Annotated in this window: 11 protein-coding genes; 3 read left to right on the top strand and 8 right to left on the bottom strand. The window is 64.5% G+C overall.

What is annotated here, in order from left to right; all coding sequences use genetic code 11:
* Positions 1 to 57: 57 nt before the first annotated feature.
* The 5 genes from B0919_RS16495 to B0919_RS16475 all read right to left on the bottom strand — a co-directional run bounded on the left by B0919_RS16495 (position 58) and on the right by B0919_RS16475 (position 6,806).
* Complete coding sequence (locus tag B0919_RS16495; RefSeq protein WP_078013377.1) at positions 58 to 594, bottom strand: acyl-CoA thioesterase; 537 nt, start codon at positions 592 to 594, stop codon at positions 58 to 60.
* 80 nt (positions 595 to 674) lie between these two features.
* Positions 675 to 1,205, bottom strand: a complete 531-nt coding sequence (locus tag B0919_RS16490) for a hypothetical protein (protein WP_078013376.1) — start codon at positions 1,203 to 1,205, stop codon at positions 675 to 677.
* Between the two features lie 113 nt (positions 1,206 to 1,318).
* Entirely contained in the window at positions 1,319 to 1,744 is a 426-nt protein-coding gene (locus B0919_RS16485; RefSeq protein WP_078013375.1) for a hypothetical protein, read from the bottom strand.
* A gap of 79 nt (positions 1,745 to 1,823) precedes the next feature.
* On the bottom strand, positions 1,824 to 5,411 hold the full coding sequence (locus B0919_RS16480) for a PAS domain S-box protein (protein ID WP_078013374.1): 3,588 nt from the start codon (positions 5,409 to 5,411) through the stop codon (positions 1,824 to 1,826).
* Between the two features lie 33 nt (positions 5,412 to 5,444).
* A complete protein-coding gene (locus B0919_RS16475) occupies positions 5,445 to 6,806 on the bottom strand; it encodes a sigma-54-dependent transcriptional regulator (protein WP_078013373.1) in 1,362 nt (453 codons plus the stop codon).
* Between the two features lie 320 nt (positions 6,807 to 7,126).
* Here B0919_RS16475 and B0919_RS16470 point away from each other — a divergent pair, with 320 nt between their 5' ends.
* On the top strand, positions 7,127 to 9,286 hold the full coding sequence (locus B0919_RS16470; protein WP_078013372.1) for a T9SS type A sorting domain-containing protein: 2,160 nt from the start codon (positions 7,127 to 7,129) through the stop codon (positions 9,284 to 9,286).
* An 88-nt stretch (positions 9,287 to 9,374) separates the two neighbouring features.
* On the opposite strand, the gene B0919_RS16465 is transcribed toward B0919_RS16470, so the two are convergent.
* A complete protein-coding gene (locus tag B0919_RS16465; protein ID WP_139362186.1) occupies positions 9,375 to 11,096 on the bottom strand; it encodes a hypothetical protein in 1,722 nt (573 codons plus the stop codon).
* Between the two features lie 526 nt (positions 11,097 to 11,622).
* On the opposite strand from B0919_RS16465, the gene B0919_RS16460 reads away from it, so the two are divergent.
* Positions 11,623 to 12,504: a DNA/RNA non-specific endonuclease gene (locus tag B0919_RS16460; protein ID WP_078013370.1), complete on the top strand. Its 882-nt coding sequence runs from the start codon at positions 11,623 to 11,625 to the stop codon at positions 12,502 to 12,504.
* A gap of 121 nt (positions 12,505 to 12,625) precedes the next feature.
* Here B0919_RS16460 and B0919_RS16455 read toward each other — a convergent pair whose 3' ends face one another.
* Entirely contained in the window at positions 12,626 to 13,384 is a 759-nt protein-coding gene (locus tag B0919_RS16455) for a porin family protein (RefSeq protein WP_078013369.1), read from the bottom strand.
* A 416-nt stretch (positions 13,385 to 13,800) separates the two neighbouring features.
* Here B0919_RS16455 and B0919_RS16450 point away from each other — a divergent pair, with 416 nt between their 5' ends.
* Complete coding sequence (locus tag B0919_RS16450; protein ID WP_078013368.1) at positions 13,801 to 15,594, top strand: lysophospholipid acyltransferase family protein; 1,794 nt, start codon at positions 13,801 to 13,803, stop codon at positions 15,592 to 15,594.
* 79 nt (positions 15,595 to 15,673) lie between these two features.
* Here B0919_RS16450 and B0919_RS16445 read toward each other — a convergent pair whose 3' ends face one another.
* Positions 15,674 to 16,252, bottom strand: a complete 579-nt coding sequence (locus B0919_RS16445) for a DUF4468 domain-containing protein (protein WP_078013367.1) — start codon at positions 16,250 to 16,252, stop codon at positions 15,674 to 15,676.
* Positions 16,253 to 16,852 lie beyond the last annotated feature (600 nt).

Genomic DNA, 16,852 nt, shown 5'->3' with positions numbered 1-16,852 from the left:
AGCCGCCCCGCGTGGGGCAGCTCCGGTTTGGGCTTAACGGCAAACGGGAAGCCGGGGTTATTCGTCGCCCTCGTGGCCGGCGGCCTTGCGCAGCTGCTTGAAGTGGCGGCGCAGCTCGTGGGTCCGCTCGTCGAAGCCGTCGGGGTCGTAGTTGATGTCGTCCACGTCCAGCTGCTCCAGCATGTCCATCACGGCGTCGGTGTGCTCAGTGCGCTTGCCGGTGGTCAGGCTCACGTAGGCCATTTCCGACCACAGCAGAGACTTCAGGCGCAGGCCGGCGTCGTCGAGCATCTGCATCTCCACCACCAGGCGCGAGTTGTCGAAGTGGATCAGCTGGGTGCGGATGAGCACCTGCTCGGCGTGGTTGGCGGGCTTCAGGTAGCTGATGTGGTGCTTGGTGATAACCCAGGCGGCGCGCTGCTCGCGGGCCAGCTGGCCCAGGTTCAGGGCGTAGTGCTGGAGGGTGTGCTCCTCGCGGGCGTTGAGGAAGTAGTCGAGGTAGCGGGCGTTGTTGAGGTGGCCGAGCTGGTCGCAGTCCTGGAAGAAAATGCGGTGCCGGGACTCGGGCGTGCGGGGCAGGGAGGCAGCGTTCATAGGGAAGCGGCAAAAGGAAGAATGCGGCCGCAAGGTACGGCGGCGCCCGCTGCCGGGTTTGGTGGCGCCTGCTCCAGGCCCTAGCCGCGCTGCCCGCTGCACTGCCGACGCAGGGCCCCGAGGCGGCGCACCAGTGCGGCCACTTCCTGCTCGTTCTGGGTGTACAGGGGCAGGTCGATGGAGTCGAGGCCGGCGGTTTTGCCATCGGCGGCGGGGCGGCGCAGCAGCTTTAGCTCGTAGTAGCGGCGGCCGTCTTTCTCGCGCTGCTGGGCCTGGTAGCTCACCGCCCCGATTTCGCTCCAGTCCAGCCCCAGGCTCAGCTCAAACTCCACTTTGTCGTTGGTGCGCACGCCCCAGCTGCTGCCGTCTTTACTCTTGCTCACCGACACGTTCATGCTTGTCGGGTTATTGGCGGAGCGGTACTTGCGCACGGTTTCGCGCACGCCGCAGCCCGCCAACGACACCACCGCTTCGGTGCGGGGCTCTTGTTCGTCGCGCATCAGCTCGTTGAGGCGTTTGGTGAGGGCTTGCACTTCGCTGGCCTGGGCATGGGCGGCAGCACCCGCGAGCAGCAGGCCCGAGGTCAGTAGCGGAAAGAGGAACTTAGGCATGGCCGTAGCAGTGAGGGTGAGGAGAAAAGAAAAACGCCGTGGTACCGCCTGCAAGGGCGGTACCACGGCGTCAGATGCCAAATGGCAGGCTAGGGTTGCCTGGCGGGCGCGGCTTAGTTGCCGGCTCGTTGCTCGCGCAGCTTCTGCTGAATCTGCGGCTTGCGTTGCTGGTAGAGCTGGTACTGGGCCGGCGTCATGATCTGCTTTAGCTGGCCTTCGGACGTGCTGTTGATGCGGCGCAGGGCCGAGGTCAGGCCCGCGCGGTCGGTGCCGAACTTCGTTTGCGCAGCATTGACCTGCTCCACGGTGGCAGCCAGCACCTGGCGGATGCGCAGCGTCTGCTCGTCGCGCAGTTTCAGCTCATCGGCCATGACAGAGGCCAGGTCGCGCACGTTTTCGCGGCGGATGTCTTCGGGGGTACGGGTTTCGGTGGGTACGCTGGTGGCCGTTTCGGCCTTGGCACGCCGGCGGCGGGCGCAGCCGGTGGCCAGCGTCACCAGCAGCAGCAGGGCCAGCAGCCAGGTTCGGAGGGGAAACATAGTGGGGGCGAGAGAAAGGAGTTTGGCCTGCATACGCGAAAACCGCGGTTGGGTAGCAGTCGGGGTTGCGGTGCCGCGTTTAGGCGCCCAGGTATTCGCGGCGCAGCTGCTCGATGACGCGGGCAAACGTGGTGTATACCTGCTCCACCAGCAGCTGCACCTGCGTAGCATCGGGGGCGGCGCCGGGCTTGCCCAAGGCCTCCAGTTCGCGCAGGCTGGGGAGCAAAAACTGCAGCCCCACGCCGCCCACTGAGCTTTTGAGGAAGTGCGCGTCGGCGCTCAGGCCGTCCCAGTCCTGCTGCTCCAGGTGCGCCAGCATCTGCTCCAGCACCGGCGGCGTGGAGCGCACGAACAGGTCGGCGAGGCGGCGCAAAAAGCCCGCGTCGCCGGCTGCCAGGTGACGCAGCGGGCTCAGGTCGAAGGGCGCCGGGGCGGGGGGCTCGGCAGGCGGTGCCGCGGCGGAAGCGGTGGCGCCCAGGCTCTGCTGCAGCGCCGCCAGCAGGTCGTCTTCGCGGAAGGGCTTCGACACGTACCCGGCAAACCCAGCCTGCCGGCAGCGGGCGGCCTCGCCGGGCAGGGCGTGGGCCGTAAGGGCCACGATGGGCGTGCGGGCGCGGGTGGGGTCGGGGTGCTGGCGCATGCGCCCGGCGGCGGTCATGCCGTCCATCCCCGGCATCTGAATATCCATCAGCACCACGTCGTAGCGCCGCTCGTCAAAGCGTTCCAGGGCTTCCAGGCCGTTGAGAGCGGTATCGACCTGCGCGCCCCAGCTGCGCAGCAGCGTGGCGGCCAGCAGTTGGTTCACGGCGTTGTCTTCGGCCAGCAGCACGCGGCAGGGCGGCAGGGCCGGCTCTGGGCCGGGTTTGTCGGGCCCTGTCGTGAGGTGTCCCTGCGCGGGCGGCAGCGGCAGCTCCACGTGAAAGGTACTGCCCTGGCCGGGCGCACTTTCGGCCCAGATGTGCCCGCCCAATAGCTCCACCAGCCCGCGGCTGATGCTCAGGCCGAGGCCCGAGCCGCCGAACTCGCGCGCGGTGCTGGCCGAGGCCTGCGTAAACGGCTCGAAGATGGCGGCCAGCTGCCGCGACTCGATGCCGATGCCCGTGTCCTGCACTGCCAGGTGAAACGTGACGTTGGCGCGCCCCGCTTGCACCCACTCGCCGCGCAGCGTCACTTGGCCCTGGGAGGTGAACTTAAGCGCGTTGCCGAGCAGGTTCAGCACGATCTGGCGCAGGCGGTGCGGGTCGCCGAGCACGGGCCGGTCCGCCGCCTCGGGCAGCTCCAGCCGCAGCTCGATGCCTTTTTCGGCGGCGCGCAGTTGCTGGCTTTCCAGCGTATCGCGCAGCAGCGCGTGCAGGTCGAAGGGAATGTACTCCAGGCGCAGCTTGCCCGAGGCCAACTGCGCCGCCGAGAGCATGTCGTTGATGAGGACCAGCAAATGATCCGCCGATTGCCGCATCAGCGCCAGGTAGTGGGACTGCGAATGGTCGAGCGGGCTTTTGGCCAGCAGCCCGGCCATGCCGATGATGCCGTTGAGCGGTGTGCGGACCTCGTGGCTCATGTTGGCCAGGAATTCCTGCTTGACGCGGGCATTTTCTTCCGCTGCATCTTTAGCGGCGCGCAGGGCCTGCTGGGCCCGCTTTAGCTCCGTGATGTTGCTGTCGACGCCGAGCACGAGCACCGAGCCGTCGTCCTGCACGAACGGGCGCTTGATGCTGTGGAAACACAGTACTTGCCCATCGGGGCGCAGGAAGGTTTCTTCTACCTCCAACTGGGCCCCCGTCAGGATGATTTCGCGGTCCTGCTGCCGGTAGCGGGGCAGGTTGGCCGGGTCGGTGTGCAGTTCCTCCATGGTGTGGCCTAGTACCTGCTCCACGCTGCGGCCAAACAGGTCCGCCGTGGCTTGGTTAGCCAATACGTAGCGGCCGGCGGCGTCTTTGAGGTACACCAGGTGCGGCACCGAGTCGATAACCTGGCGCACGAGGCGGCTTTGTTCGGCGGTACGGGCACGAGCCTGCTGCCGCTCGGCCTCGTCGAGGCGGACCTGGGTCACGTCTTCGGCCGAGCCCACGATTTCACGCGGCCGACCGGTCTGGTCGCGGGCAAAAACGCTTTCGCGCAGGCGTAGCCACCGGAACGAGCCGTTGTGGTGCAGCATGCGGTACTCCACTTGCAGCAGCTCGCCATCGGCCGCGGCCAGCAGGCGCAGGCGGTGCTGGTTGAGCACGGGCTGGTCGTCGGGGTACACAATCTGCTCAAACATGCTGTCCCCCATGGCTTGCAGGCCGTCTTCAGGGTACCCTAGCAGCGTCGTGATTTGCTGGTTGATGTAGAGGTTGCGGCCCCGCTGTAGGTCGTAGAGGTAGATGACGTCGGGCACCGTGTTGGCCACCTGGGCCAGGAAGCGGCGGCTGTGGTCCAGCGCCTCGATGGCGCGGCGGCGCTCGGTTATGTCCTCGGCCGAGCCCACCACCTGGCGCACGCGGCCGTTGTCGTCGCGATTGAAGACGGTGACCTTCAGCTGCAGCCAGCGCCAGCTACCGTCGCGGTGCCGAAAGCGCGCCTCCGTTTCCAGCAGGCCCCCGTCGGCCAGGGTGTCGTAGGCGCTCAGGCGCTCCTGCACCACGGGCACATCGTCGGGGTGGAAGAAGTGGCGCATGTGGCCGGCTTCCGGCGAGTGCTGCAGCTGAGCCGCCGAGTAGCCCAGCATCTGCTCGACCTGGTCGTTGGCGTACAGCAGGCGGCGCTGCACCATGTCGTACACGAAGACCAGCGTGGGCAGCGTGTCGTTGATGCGGGCCAGCAGGTGCTGGCTGCGGCGCAGCTCCGCCTCGGCGCGGCGGCGCACGCTGATGTCGGTCAGGTACACGTTGGTTTGCTGCCGCTGCGGCAGGGGCACCACCGTCCAGATGTAGAAATGGCCGCCCAGTGGGTGCTCGGCGGTGCGGGCGCGCTGCGCAGTCAGGGCCTCGGCCACGGTGCGGCGCAGAAAGCCGGCCGCCTCGCGGCCCTCAGCCGTGCCCAGCGCCGCGCTGACGGGCTCGGCCGCCGTGTTGCAGTAGCGGATCTGTCCCTGCGCGTCCACGGTCAGCACGGGGTTGGGGCTGTGTTCGGCCAGCTCCGACAGCTGCTGAATGCGGCGCTGGGCCCGGTGCTGGGCCGTCACGTCCTCGTAGTTCCACAGGTGCAAGGCCACCACCGTGCCGTGGTGCAGGGGCAGGTAATGCAGCTGCACCACGCGGCCGTTCGTCAGCTCAAACGTAGCCTCCGGGGCGTGGCCGTGGGTGGCCACCGTCTGTTCCATCCAGTCGATGAAGTCGTCGGGGGCCAGCGGCGGGTTGGCGGCCTGCTGCAGCACCGCCGCCGTAAGGGCGCCGGGCAGCGAAGCCGCGTCGGGCAGGCCCAGCAGCTCGCACAGCTGCTGATTGACCAGCGCCACGCGGCGTTGGGGCGTTTCGGCCAGCACGCCCGTGGGCAGCGTGTTCAGCAACAGATGCAGCTGGGTGGCACTGGCCTGGCGCTGCTGCTCGGCCTGCTGTTGCAAGCTGAGCAGCTCGGCCTGGGCCTGCGCCAATTGCTGCTGCACGTCCAGCAGCGCCTGCTGGTTGCGCGCCCAGCGCTGCCGCCGGGCCCCGGTGGCGCGGTCGAGTCGGGATAAAGCTACCTTCATAGTACACCTGGCCACAAGGCCCGCCGATGCGCATTAGCGCACCCGAACCTCGTTGTTCTGAATCATACGGTAAATGGTGGACTTACCGATTTTCAGAAGGTGTGCTACCTGCAAAATATTTCCGTTGTTGGCGTCGAGGCTCTGCTGCACGATGCGCGACACCTGCTCGCGCAGCGACTCCTGCCCGGTCGGCTCGCTTTCCGTGGCCACGCCGTTGCGCAAGGACAGGTCCTTGGGCTGAATGACGTCGCCCTCGGCCAGCACGGCTGCCAGCTCCACCACGGCCTTTAGCTCGCGCACGTTGCCGGGGAAGGAGTACTGCAGCAGCTTGTGCCGCGCCTGCTCGGAGAAGCGCAGGGGCGGCAGCGTGTTCTGCGCGCAGAATTCGCGCAGAAACGCATCGGCGAGCAGCATCACGTCGTGGCCCCGTTCGCGCAGGGGCGGCAGCACGATGGGTAGGCCCAGCATGCGGTAGTACAGGTCTTGGCGGAAACGGCCTTCCTTGACTTCCAGGCTCAGGTCGCGGTGCGTGGCCACCATCAGGCGCGCGTCGAACGGAATAGGCTTGCTGCCGCCCACCCGCAGCAGCTCCCGCTCCTGCAGGGCGCGCAGCAGCTTGGCTTGCAGGTTGGGGTCGAGCTCGGCAATTTCATCCAAAAATAGCGTGCCGCCGTTAGCTTGCTCGAAGTGGCCCACGCGGCGGTTCACCGCGCCCGAGAAGGCGCCCTTTTCGTGCCCGAACAGCTCGCTTTCGAGCAGCTCGCGCGGAATGGCGGCCACGTTCAGGGCCACAAACGGCTGGTCGCGCCGCATCGACTTGAAGTGAATGGCCTTGGCCACCAGCTCCTTGCCCGTGCCCGTCTCGCCACTCAGCGAAACGGTGATGTTGGTGCGCGAGGCTTTGTCGATGAGCGTGAGCAGCTCCTGAATTTTGGTGCTGGAGCCGATGAGGGCCTGGGCGGGGTCAAACTTCTGCCCAACCTGCTGGCGCAGGCGGGCGTTTTCGCGGCGCAGCTCCTGCTGCTCGCGCACCTTCAGGGCGCTGAACCACAGGCGGTCGGCAGTTTCCTCGTCTTTTACAAAGTAGTCGTAGGCCCCTTGCTTGAGCATGGACACGGCCGTGCTCACGTTTTCCTGGGCTGATATGACGATGATGGGTACTTCGGGCAGCCGCTCGCGCAGCTGGGCCAGCACTTGCTCGCCCGTGCCGTCGGGCAGGGAGTAGTCGAGGGTTATCAGGTTAGGCGTTTCCTCGCTCAAGTGCTTTAGGCACTCGCGGCCCGAAGTAAACTGCCGCACGACGTAGTCGCTGTTCTGCGCGAGTTTATGAGCCAGTAACTCACTATACCAGGCGTTGTCCTCGACGATGAAAATGGTAAATGGGAACAGTGGCATTGAGGCGGGAAAAAACTACCGACAGCGCAGGTCAACAACCACGCCGCGGGCAAGGAATCAGGGATTCCAGGTGAGTTTGTCTTCAACCAATGCAATAGGTACAGAAGGCGCGTGCTGCTAGTATAGGGCAATAACTCCGGCAAGACAACTTTTCCCAAATTGGGATGGGTTTTCCTGTGCCTAGAAAATATAAACAGATAATAATATTTATAAGTGATTGATGCACAGAATTAAAATACGTGGCACGGCCGGTCGGCGACAGAATTGCATCGACAGAGCGCGTCGGTCAGCAACGGCCGATACTCACCACCTGTGCAATTATGAAACATCTTGTCTCACTGTCTTCTACCAGCCTCCGCAGCGCGTTTGCGGGCGTTTGGCTGGGCTTACTGGCGGCAAGCGCGCCAGTAGCGGCTCAGACCTACACCGAGCCTTATTATTCCAAATTTGCGACACCGTCGAACCCTGACCACTACAGCGTAAAGGTAAACGGGCTGCTGTGCGTAGGCTGCGGGGTGGCCACCCCCGAGCGGGCCGCCGACAACGTGCTCACCAACTATGCGACGGTGCAAAACACGCTGGGCGTCGGCAACCGGGCCGCGCTGCGCCTGACCCTGACGGGCACCGCCCCGGCCACCTACCGGGTAGGTGTGGTGGTGGGCAGCGGCAGTACCCTGAACGCCGCCGCCCTCGGGGCCATTGTGCTGCGCACCTACGCGGGCGGCGTGCTGCAGGAAACCAAGCTGGGCAACGCCGCCGGCGTTACGGCCACGGCCATAGATGGCCGCACGCGCATTGATTTTATTGCTACCCGCGGCCTGGATCAGGTGGAGGTGGAAATGACGAACGTGGCCAACCTGCTCAACACGCTCGACGTGTACTACGCCTACGCCGTGCCGGCCAACGTGGTAACTACCGCCACGGGCTACCTCTCGCGGCTAGGCACGGCCACGGCCAGCGACTACACCGCCACGGCCAGCGGCGGCCTGCTGTGCCTGAACTCGGGCGTGGCCAATCCGCTGAACGCCGTGACGTCTGACCTGACGGACTACGCTACTTCGCACGTGACGGGCGTGGGCTGCACCACCAACCTGGAGGTGCGGCTGGAAAACGCGGCGCCGGCGGGCTACCAGGCCGGCTTCGTCATCGGCAGCGGCTCGGTGCTCGATGCCAGCGTGCTCAATACCCTCAAAATCAAGACCTACAAAGACGGCGTGCTGCAGGAAGTGGGCGCGGCCGGCAACCTGCTGCAGCTGAACCTGCTCGCTGACGGCCGCTACCAGGTGAGCTTCGCCACCTCCATGCCCTTCGACCACGTGGAGCTGGAGCGCACCGGCGTGCTGGGCCTGCTCGACGATTTGAACGTGTACTACGGCTTCGGCATCGAGCCGCGCGCTTTCCGCGACCAGACGCCGGTACTCTCCAACTTTGGCAGCAACCAGACCAGCGGCAACTACGTGGTAACCGGCACGTGCACCACCTCCGCCTGCGTGAGCAACCCCAGCCGAGCCGCCGACAACAACCTAAACTCGACGGATTACGCGCAGATGAACTTCCCGCTGATAGGCGGAACGCGCCGCCTGCGGATGCGCCTGAACGGCGACGCCAACGCCGGCAACCGCGCCGGGGTGGCCATGAGCATCAACAACGGCCTGCTCGACCTGAGCCTGCTCTCCAACGTGACCATCCGCACTTACGGCGCCGATGGCACCACCGTGCTCGAAAGCGCCAGCGGCAGCAGCCTGCTGAGCACCGGACTGCTGGGCGGCGGGCGCCAGGAAATCGGCTTCATGACCACGCAGGACTTTGAGTGGGTGGAGGTAGAAGTCAACAACACCCTCGGCCTGTTCAGCGACGCCCAGATTTACTACGCCTTCGCCGACGACCCGGTGCAGAGCTTCCCGACCAACATCGTAGCCCCGACGCCGCTGCCCGTGGAGCTGCGCGTGTTCACGGCCAAGGCTACCGCCAGCGGGGCGGAGCTGAACTGGGAAACGGCGCAGGAAAAGAACAGCAGCCACTTTGTGGTGGAGCGGGCTCCGGCCGCTGATGCGCAGTACGTAGCCGTAGCCCGCGTGCAAGCCGCCGGCAACAGCACCAACACCCGCCGTTACACCGCCCACGACGCCGAACTGCTGCGTCAGCCGGCCGGCACGTGGTACTACCGCCTGCGCCAGGTAGACCTGGACGGCACCACCACTTTCTCGGCCGTGCAGGCCGTGCGCTGGCAGCCCAAAGCCACCGCGCAGCTGGCCCTGTACCCCAACCCCGCCACCGACGCCACCACCGTGTACCTGACCGGTGGGGCTGAGGCCGTCACCGTGCGCGTGTTCACCGACCGCGGCCAGCTGGTACGGCGGCAGGATATCAGTGCCGGGGAGCTGGTGCTGAGCGGCCTGGCGGCCGGCCTCTACCAGGTGGTGGCCTACGACAGCCGGGGCCAGCGCGTGGCCAGCCAGCGCCTGAGCGTAGTGCGCTAAGCTTGCGCCGACCAGCACCCGCCAAACGCCAACGCGGCCCCGGTTACCGAAGTAGCCGGGGCCGCGTTGCGTATAGAGAAAAGAACGGTTAATGCGCGGTGCGCACCAGACGTACGGTGTGCCGCCCGTCGGCGAAGCGCACGGAGTACACCCCGGCCGGCACCGAGGCCGCCGGAGCCCAGGTGAGCGTAGCGTCGGGCGAGGCGCCGGCGGCTACCGGCAGGCGGTCGACCACGCGGCCCAGCTGATCGAGCACCAGCACGGTATTGGCCGCGGCGCTCTGCCGCGGCAGGCTGAAGGTCACGCGGTCGGTGAACGGGTTGGGGTAGCCGCTGAGCACGGTGCGGCCTTTACCCGCAGCAACGGCCGTGGTCTGGCCTGTGCGGGTGGCGCTGAGCACCAGAATGCGGTATTGCACGCCTTTGATGGGGCAGGCATTGTCTTCCACCCGCACCGGAATGCGGTATTTGCGGCCCAGCAGCGAGGGGTCGGGGCGCAGGCGGATTTTCAGTACTGGCGAGGTAGTGCCGTTGCCCTGCAGCGTCACGGGGCGGGCCGGGTTCAGCAGGTTGATGTACATGTTCGGGTAGTCCGCATCGGTGGGCTCCACGTAGGTCACGCTCAGCAGGTCCGTGCCGTTGGGGTCGGAGAAGCGCAGGTCTACTTCGGTCATCTGCCCCACCGGCGTCGACACCAGAATGGAGTCACTCGACACCGCTACCGTGCCGCTGCCTTGCACTACCGGCTGGCTCACAGGATTGGCCGGTACCTGGTTGCCGGCGCAGTCCACCACGATGACGAGCATGTCGCGGCGCACCGAGCCCACTTTGTAGTAGCGGCCGCCGATTTTGCGGTACTCCGTCACCTTGCCCACGATGACGTACTTGTTGCGGCCCTGGTTGGAAGCCGTGCCGCTGGAGAAGAAGCCCGGGGTAAACGTCATGCTGCCCAGGCGCGGGTTGAAGGCGAAATACGGGGTGCCCTGCATCACCGGGCACGTGCCCGTGATGTTGAACGACTGGATGGGGTAAATGGCCGAATACGCCGGCAGCGGGGAAGGCAGCTGCGTCACGCAGGCCGGCGAATTGATGATCGGGCCGGTGTACTGCGTAGGCGCGTAGGCCGAAAAAGTGTTGCAGCCTTCCAGGGGGCGCTCCAGCGAGTACACCAACGAGTCGCCGTCGGGCTCGAAGGCGGAGAATGTGAGCGTATTCTGCTGATTAAAGCACACGAACGGCACCGGCACGTCCTGGTTTTGGTACTGCGGCGAGGTGTTCGTCACCAGTTGGTTCTGACCGTTGGCCAGGGTGAGCTGGTTGTTGATGGTCGCCTCGAAGCGCAGGGTGTTTTGGCTGGTAAGATTCTCCAGAACCGGGCGCGCATTGATTTCCACGCTCAGCGTCCACTCCGGGGCGCCTGGCAGCGTCACTTCGGCGGTGTAGCGGGCCGTTTCGTAGTTGGGGTAGAGGCTGTTGTTGTCGCACTGGTTGGCCCCGGCCACCGAGCTGCAGTACGGCGACCCGGAAATAAGCTGGCCGCGCGTCAGCGTCGTGGTAAAGTTGCGCGAGTCGTTGTTGGTGCAGGAGGTAGTGGGCGAGCCTACGCGGCACGTTAGCAGCAGGTCCGTCTCGGCGGCAATGCCCGAACAGTCGCGGAAGTAGCGGCAGGTGATGCGGTAGCGGTTGGGCTGAGCGGCCGTTCCGATGTACTCGTAGGTTAGTTCGCCGCCGAGGGCGTGCGAGGCGCGGGCCTGCTCAAGACCGAGCCCCCAGGCCAGGCAGAAAAACAAAAAGGGTAGCCAACGTTTCATAGGCAGGTGGAAAAAGGATGGTGAGACACAAACTGGGTAAGCAGCCCCGCAGCAATACTCCTGGCTATAAACCCAGCCGCGGGCAAGCTGCCACGCGCAGGGCCGGAGTGCTGAACAAATCGGGGTAATAGGCCGCAACGTCGCGGGACACCGGGCTGCCGGCGCAAGAGTAAGAAGGCAGAGCAATCGGGCGCCGGGAATAGAAAAGCAGCGCCGGGGCGGGTAGTGCAAAAGGTATACTTCAGCTCATGCGGGGCGGATATGAAGGTGGATACACAGCGTAATACAGCCGCGGGTGTTTTTGACTAGCGCACCACGCGTTTGCCTTTTCCCAAGGATAATTGATTGGCCTCGAATAAAAAGCCAATCTGCCATATATTTAGTTTAATTAATGTTTATTGGATATTTCGTAGAAAGTGTTTTTATTAACTCCGTGGTAACAAGACCATAACACGCGAGTAATATCCGCGCAATGTGCGGTTGCCAATTTTGCTTCCCATTCCCCACCAAAACACCTACCTGCTTCATGAAAGCAACCCTCCTCCGGATGGGCACCTTGCTGGTGCTCGGCAGCTTCATCGTATCCTGCGCCAAGCAGGACGACATCAAGCCGGACGACCTGCAGGTCGTCAGCCAGAGCGCCGACGCCACGCGCGACGCCAACCTGGCCATGGGCAACCCCAGCGGGGCCGTGGCCAGCACGTCGTACCCCTCGAATTACCTGCTGACCAAAACCCAGTACACGCTCTCGTACAACCGCGACCAGGGCAAGCCCAACTGGGTATCGTGGCACCTGAGCTCGGCGTGGCTGGGCTCCACGGCGCGGCAGGACAACTTCGCCGCCGACGCCACGCTGCCCTCAGGCTGGTACCGGGTAGGCTCCACCAGCTACTCCGGCTCCGGCTTCGACCGCGGCCACAACTGCCCCTCGGCCGACCGTACCGGCTCGGTAGCCGATAACTCGGCCACGTTCCTGATGACGAACATGATGCCGCAGGCGCCCAACAACAACCAGCAAACCTGGGCCAACCTCGAAAATTACTGCCGCACCCTCGTCAACCAGGGCAGCGAGCTGTACATCATTGCCGGCTCGTACGGCCGCGGCGGTACCGGCTCCAACGGCTACGTGACGACCATCGACGCGGGCCGCATCACGGTGCCCTCCAACTGCTGGAAGGTTATCGTGGTGCTGCCGCAGGGCTCCTCCGACGCCAGCCGCGTGACCAGCAGCACCCGCGTCATTGCCGTGAACATGCCCAACACCAACTCCATCAGCACCAGCTGGGGCTCCTACCGCACCACCGTCGACGCCATCGAGTCGGCCACGGGCTACAACATCCTCTCGGCCGTGTCCTCGACGGTGCAGGCCACCATCGAGTCACGCGTGGACAGCGGTCCGACGAGCTGAGCCGGAACCACTTCTGCTACACGAAAAAGGGTGCCCACAGCGTGGGCACCCTTTTCATTGGCGTTTATGTGAGCGAGTGTGGGCGCTTAAACGAGCAAGTGGTGGAATTCGCGTACCTCCGTTAGAAGGTGTAGTTCACCGACGCCTTGATGACGCGGTTTTGGGCGTCGAAGCGGTTGTTTTTGTCCAGCGACGAGAGGCCGTAGTCGTAGCCGGCGCTCAGGCCCAGGCCGTTGCCGAACTGGTAGCCGGCACCACCGCTCACGCTGAAGTCCAGCTCGCGGAAGTACTGGCGCACGTCGAAATCATGCTTGTACACATCGAAGCCCAGGGCGCCGGCTTCCAGGCGGGCTTTGCCCGTGGCCAGGTAAGAGAGCTGCGGGCCGGCGTACAGGTACAGGCCCGGCGTGAGGTAGCCCTTCAGCAGCACCGGCACGTCGATGTAGCCCATGCGGGCCGTGGCGGTGGCTTTGGCGCTGAGGAAGTCGAGCTGCTCGATGGGCAGCTTGCCGCTTACCACCACGCCTTTTTCGGAGTACTGCACACCCGGCTCCACGGTGAAGCGCGGGCCCAGCGGCAGGCTCACGTAGGCACCGGCGTGGAAGCCGGGGCGCTGCTGGTGAGTCAGGGATTCGCCGGTGAGGTTGAGCAGGTTCTCGACGCCTTTTACCGCGTCGCCCGACCAGTCGGCCACGTTCAGGCCAGCACGGATGCCGAAGCGCACCCCGTCGGTTTTATTGGCCGCGGTGCTCGTGGCGGTATGCGGGGCCTTGACGTAAGTGCGCGAATAGGCGCTGGTTTGGGCTTGGGCAGTAGCAGCGGTACCCAGCAGCAGGGCGGCGGAAAAGGCAATAAGGCGGCTGGCGCGGTTCGTAAGCATGACCACGGGGAGGTTGAATGTTCAGAAGAAAGAGAGGGACGATGCAGCTACTCACGCGTCCGTTGGCGCATCGTGATTAGGCTACTTTACAAAACCGTGCCAGTTTTCGTAGTGCGGGAATGCGACGGCGGTTTGGGCAAGATTATGAATGTGTTACATTCTGCGTTTGGGAGACGTAGGGCCTGATTTTGCGCCGTAGCTTTGCCTCGGTGAGTGAGTAACGCCGCCCTTTGAGTGGGGAAAATCGAAGAACCGCGCCCGGGCGCGGTTTTTTGTTTTGGTACCCCTCGAACAGGCAGTTTGTAAAGTCAGATGGGCGGCCGTTTTGGTTTGCCCAAGCCCGGCGGTAGAAGGTACTTGGCAGCAGATAACAATATGATAATCGGGTCATAACGCCCGACTAATGTTTGCTGACGATGTTTGAACAACTGCCCCTGGCCACTACTCCTGGCCCCCTCGCCCTGCTCGATATGCTTTCCGCCAACCTTCCTTTGCCCTCCGGCTTTGGTCCCCGCTCCCGGGCGGCGCTGCGGCCCGTGCTGCAGCGCTTCACGCGCCTGCGCGAGCTGCAGCGACTCTACGAGCAGGCGGCTGAGTTAACCGGACTGGAATTCGTAGCCGAGATTCTGCGCCTGCTGCAGATAACGGTGGAGTACGACGCCGCCGAGCTGCGCCGCGTGCCCGCCACCGGCGCCTTCATTGCCGTGGCCAATCACCCCAGTGGCATGCTCGACGGGCTGGTGCTGCTGCACGTGCTGGGGCAGGCGCGCCCCGAGCTGCGCGCCATGGCCAACGAGCTGTTGGCCCCGCTGCTGCCGCAGCTGCACCAGCAGTTCGTGCTGGTGCAGCCTGATGCAGGCCATGCCCCGCGCAACGTGCCCGGCCTGCGCCGCCTGCTGCAGTTTCTGCACAACGACGTACCGCTGCTGCTCTTCCCGGCTGGCGAAGTTGCCCACCGCCCCGGTCCGTTTCGGGCCGTGGAAGAATCGGCGTGGCACCCCACGGCGGGCCGCCTGATTCAGGCGGCGCGGCTGCCGGTGCTGCCGGTGTGGGTGAGCGGGCAGAACAGCCAATCCTTCAACTGGTTGGGGCTGGTGCACCCGCTGCTGCGCACGGCTCGCCTGCCCGCCGAGCTGCTCAACAAGCGCGGCCAGACGGTGCAGGTGCGCATCGGGGCCGCCGTGGTACCCGATGAGTTGCACAGCCTCGCGCCCACGGCCCAGATGCCTTACCTGCGGGCCCGCGTACACGCCCTGGCCCCGGCTCCGGCCGACACCCCGTTGCTGCCGCTAGTGCACGCCCCCGTGGAGCCGCGCCCGGTCATTGCCGAAACCAGGGTGGAGCTGATTGAGGCCGATCTGGCGGCGCTGCGTCCCTCGCGGCGGCTGGTGCAAAGTCGGCAGTGGGAAGTGTACGTGGCCCGGAAAAAGGAAATTCCCCACGTGCTGCGCGAAATCGGCCGCCTGCGCGAGCTGACGTTCCGCCGGGAAGGGGAGGGCACCCTGCAGCCCACCGACCTCGACGCGTACGACGACTTTTACCGCCACCTGTTTCTCTACGACCGCGCCGCGCGCCGCCTCGTGGCCGCGTACCGCATCGGGCCCGGAAGCACCATTCTGCGCCAGCACGGGCGCCGGGGCTTCTACCTGCATTCGTTGTTTCGGCTAGGGCGCGAGCTGAAGCCCTTGCTGCGCCAGTCGCTGGAGCTGGGCCGGGCTTTCGTGCGCGAGGAGTACCAGCGCCAACCACTGCCGCTGGCCCTGCTCTGGAAAGGCATTGCCACTTACCTGGGTGCCCACCCCGAATACCGTTACCTCATCGGGCCGGTGAGCATCAGCAACCGCTTCGCGCCCGCCTCCAAGGCGGCCATGCTGGAGTACGTCACCCGCCACTGCTTCGACCACGAGCTGGCCGCGCACGTGCGCCCGCGCAAGCGCTACCGTTACCGCCCCCTGGATGCCCACGAGCAACCGGGTGTGCTGCAAACCGGCGTCGACAGCCTGGAAGCGCTCAACCGGTTGGTGGCCAGCATCGAGCCGCGCGGGCTGGGCATTCCTACGCTGCTGCGCCAGTACGTGCGCCTGAACGCGCGCTTCATCGGCTTTAACCTGGACCCGGCCTTTTGCAATTCGCTGGACGGCTTCATCGTGCTCGATGCCAGCGAACTGCCCGAGCGCACGCACCGTTTGCTGGACCGCGTGCAGGGCTAGCACAGACTGAGGCTTAGGCCCGAAAACGACGAAAGGCCGCTCCCCGGGAGCGGCCTTTCGTCGTTTCAGGACGCGCGGGTTAGTGCCCCGCGCTGTCGGAGGCTGGCAGGCCCACGCTGCCGTCTTCGGCCGAGGGAATCTGACTCATGTAGGAGCGGAAGCTCATGGCAATTTCGCTGGCCAGCGAGTTGGCCTGGGCCCGCACGCGCTTGTCGTTCTTGGTCTTGTCGTTGTGCTTCTCGGCGCCGAGCTGGGCGAGGTAGTCCTCCATGCTCACGAGCTGATTAAGGTTGGCCGGATCGGCAATGACGCGGAAGTGACCTATGGAGTAGGTGTAGCCCTGGTCGGTGGCCTGAAAGGTAAAGACGAAGCGGGCGGCGCGTTCCTGAGCCTGGCCTTTGGCGTCCACGGGCTTCACCTTGACGGTGCCCTGCACACTGACCGTACCCGCCGCGGGGTTGGATTGAAAGTCGGTTTTGGGGCCGTAGGCAAAGTGCTGGTCGGCCCAGTCGGCGGCGCGGGCCTGCAGCGTCTGCTGGCTGTAGCTTTCAGTGGGCACCCGCTCGATGTACTCAACGGGAGCATTGTCCTGCGCGGTGGCGGAGAAGCCAGCCAGGAGCGCAACCAGCATCCAGAACAGCGGTAGCATTTTTTTCATAACGCAAAACAGCGAAGGTGAAGGCTTGGAAATATGCTGTGCAAAGGTCTAACCGGTAATCAGGCGGTCTGTTACGAATTCGTTAGCGAAACATGAACAAACAGGTAGGCGAACCTGATGCGCAGCGTAAATTCTAAGGAAAGTTACTAACGGTTTTTGTATTTTTCTCATTGGTGCAAATTTTCAGCAAACTGTCCATTTTCTTCCTTGATAAAACTAAAATCCAATATGATTCGCGCTGGCTACTCTGATGGCGAAGATGTCGAGCAGGTGTAACTAGTTGTTTGACAAATTGATGTACAGGCGTAGCTGTACGCACTACGCGTTCATTGATAATATAAGAGGGAAGCTGTGTTAACATTTCCGTAACACTAAAAATATCCGAAGTCTTGCTTGTGCTGTTCTGTAACTTGGATACTTTTGCGACGTGCTTCTCCAGAACCAGCATAAGATGAAGCGCAGAACCGCCGCTCCGCCGGTTCTGCAACGGGGTCGAAACCCGTTTCCTGCTGTTGGTTTCGTTTCGTTTTCCTGTTTTTCTCTCGTTGGCCGCCCGGTTGTTACCGGAGCGGTTTTTTTGTGTCCGTTCGTGTCGGATAC

The sequence above is a fragment of the Hymenobacter sp. CRA2 genome (assembly GCF_002007105.1).
GTDB lineage: Bacteria > Bacteroidota > Bacteroidia > Cytophagales > Hymenobacteraceae > Solirubrum.
Note: the sequence above shows the minus strand (reverse complement) of the source record. Positions and strands in the feature narration are given on the sequence as shown.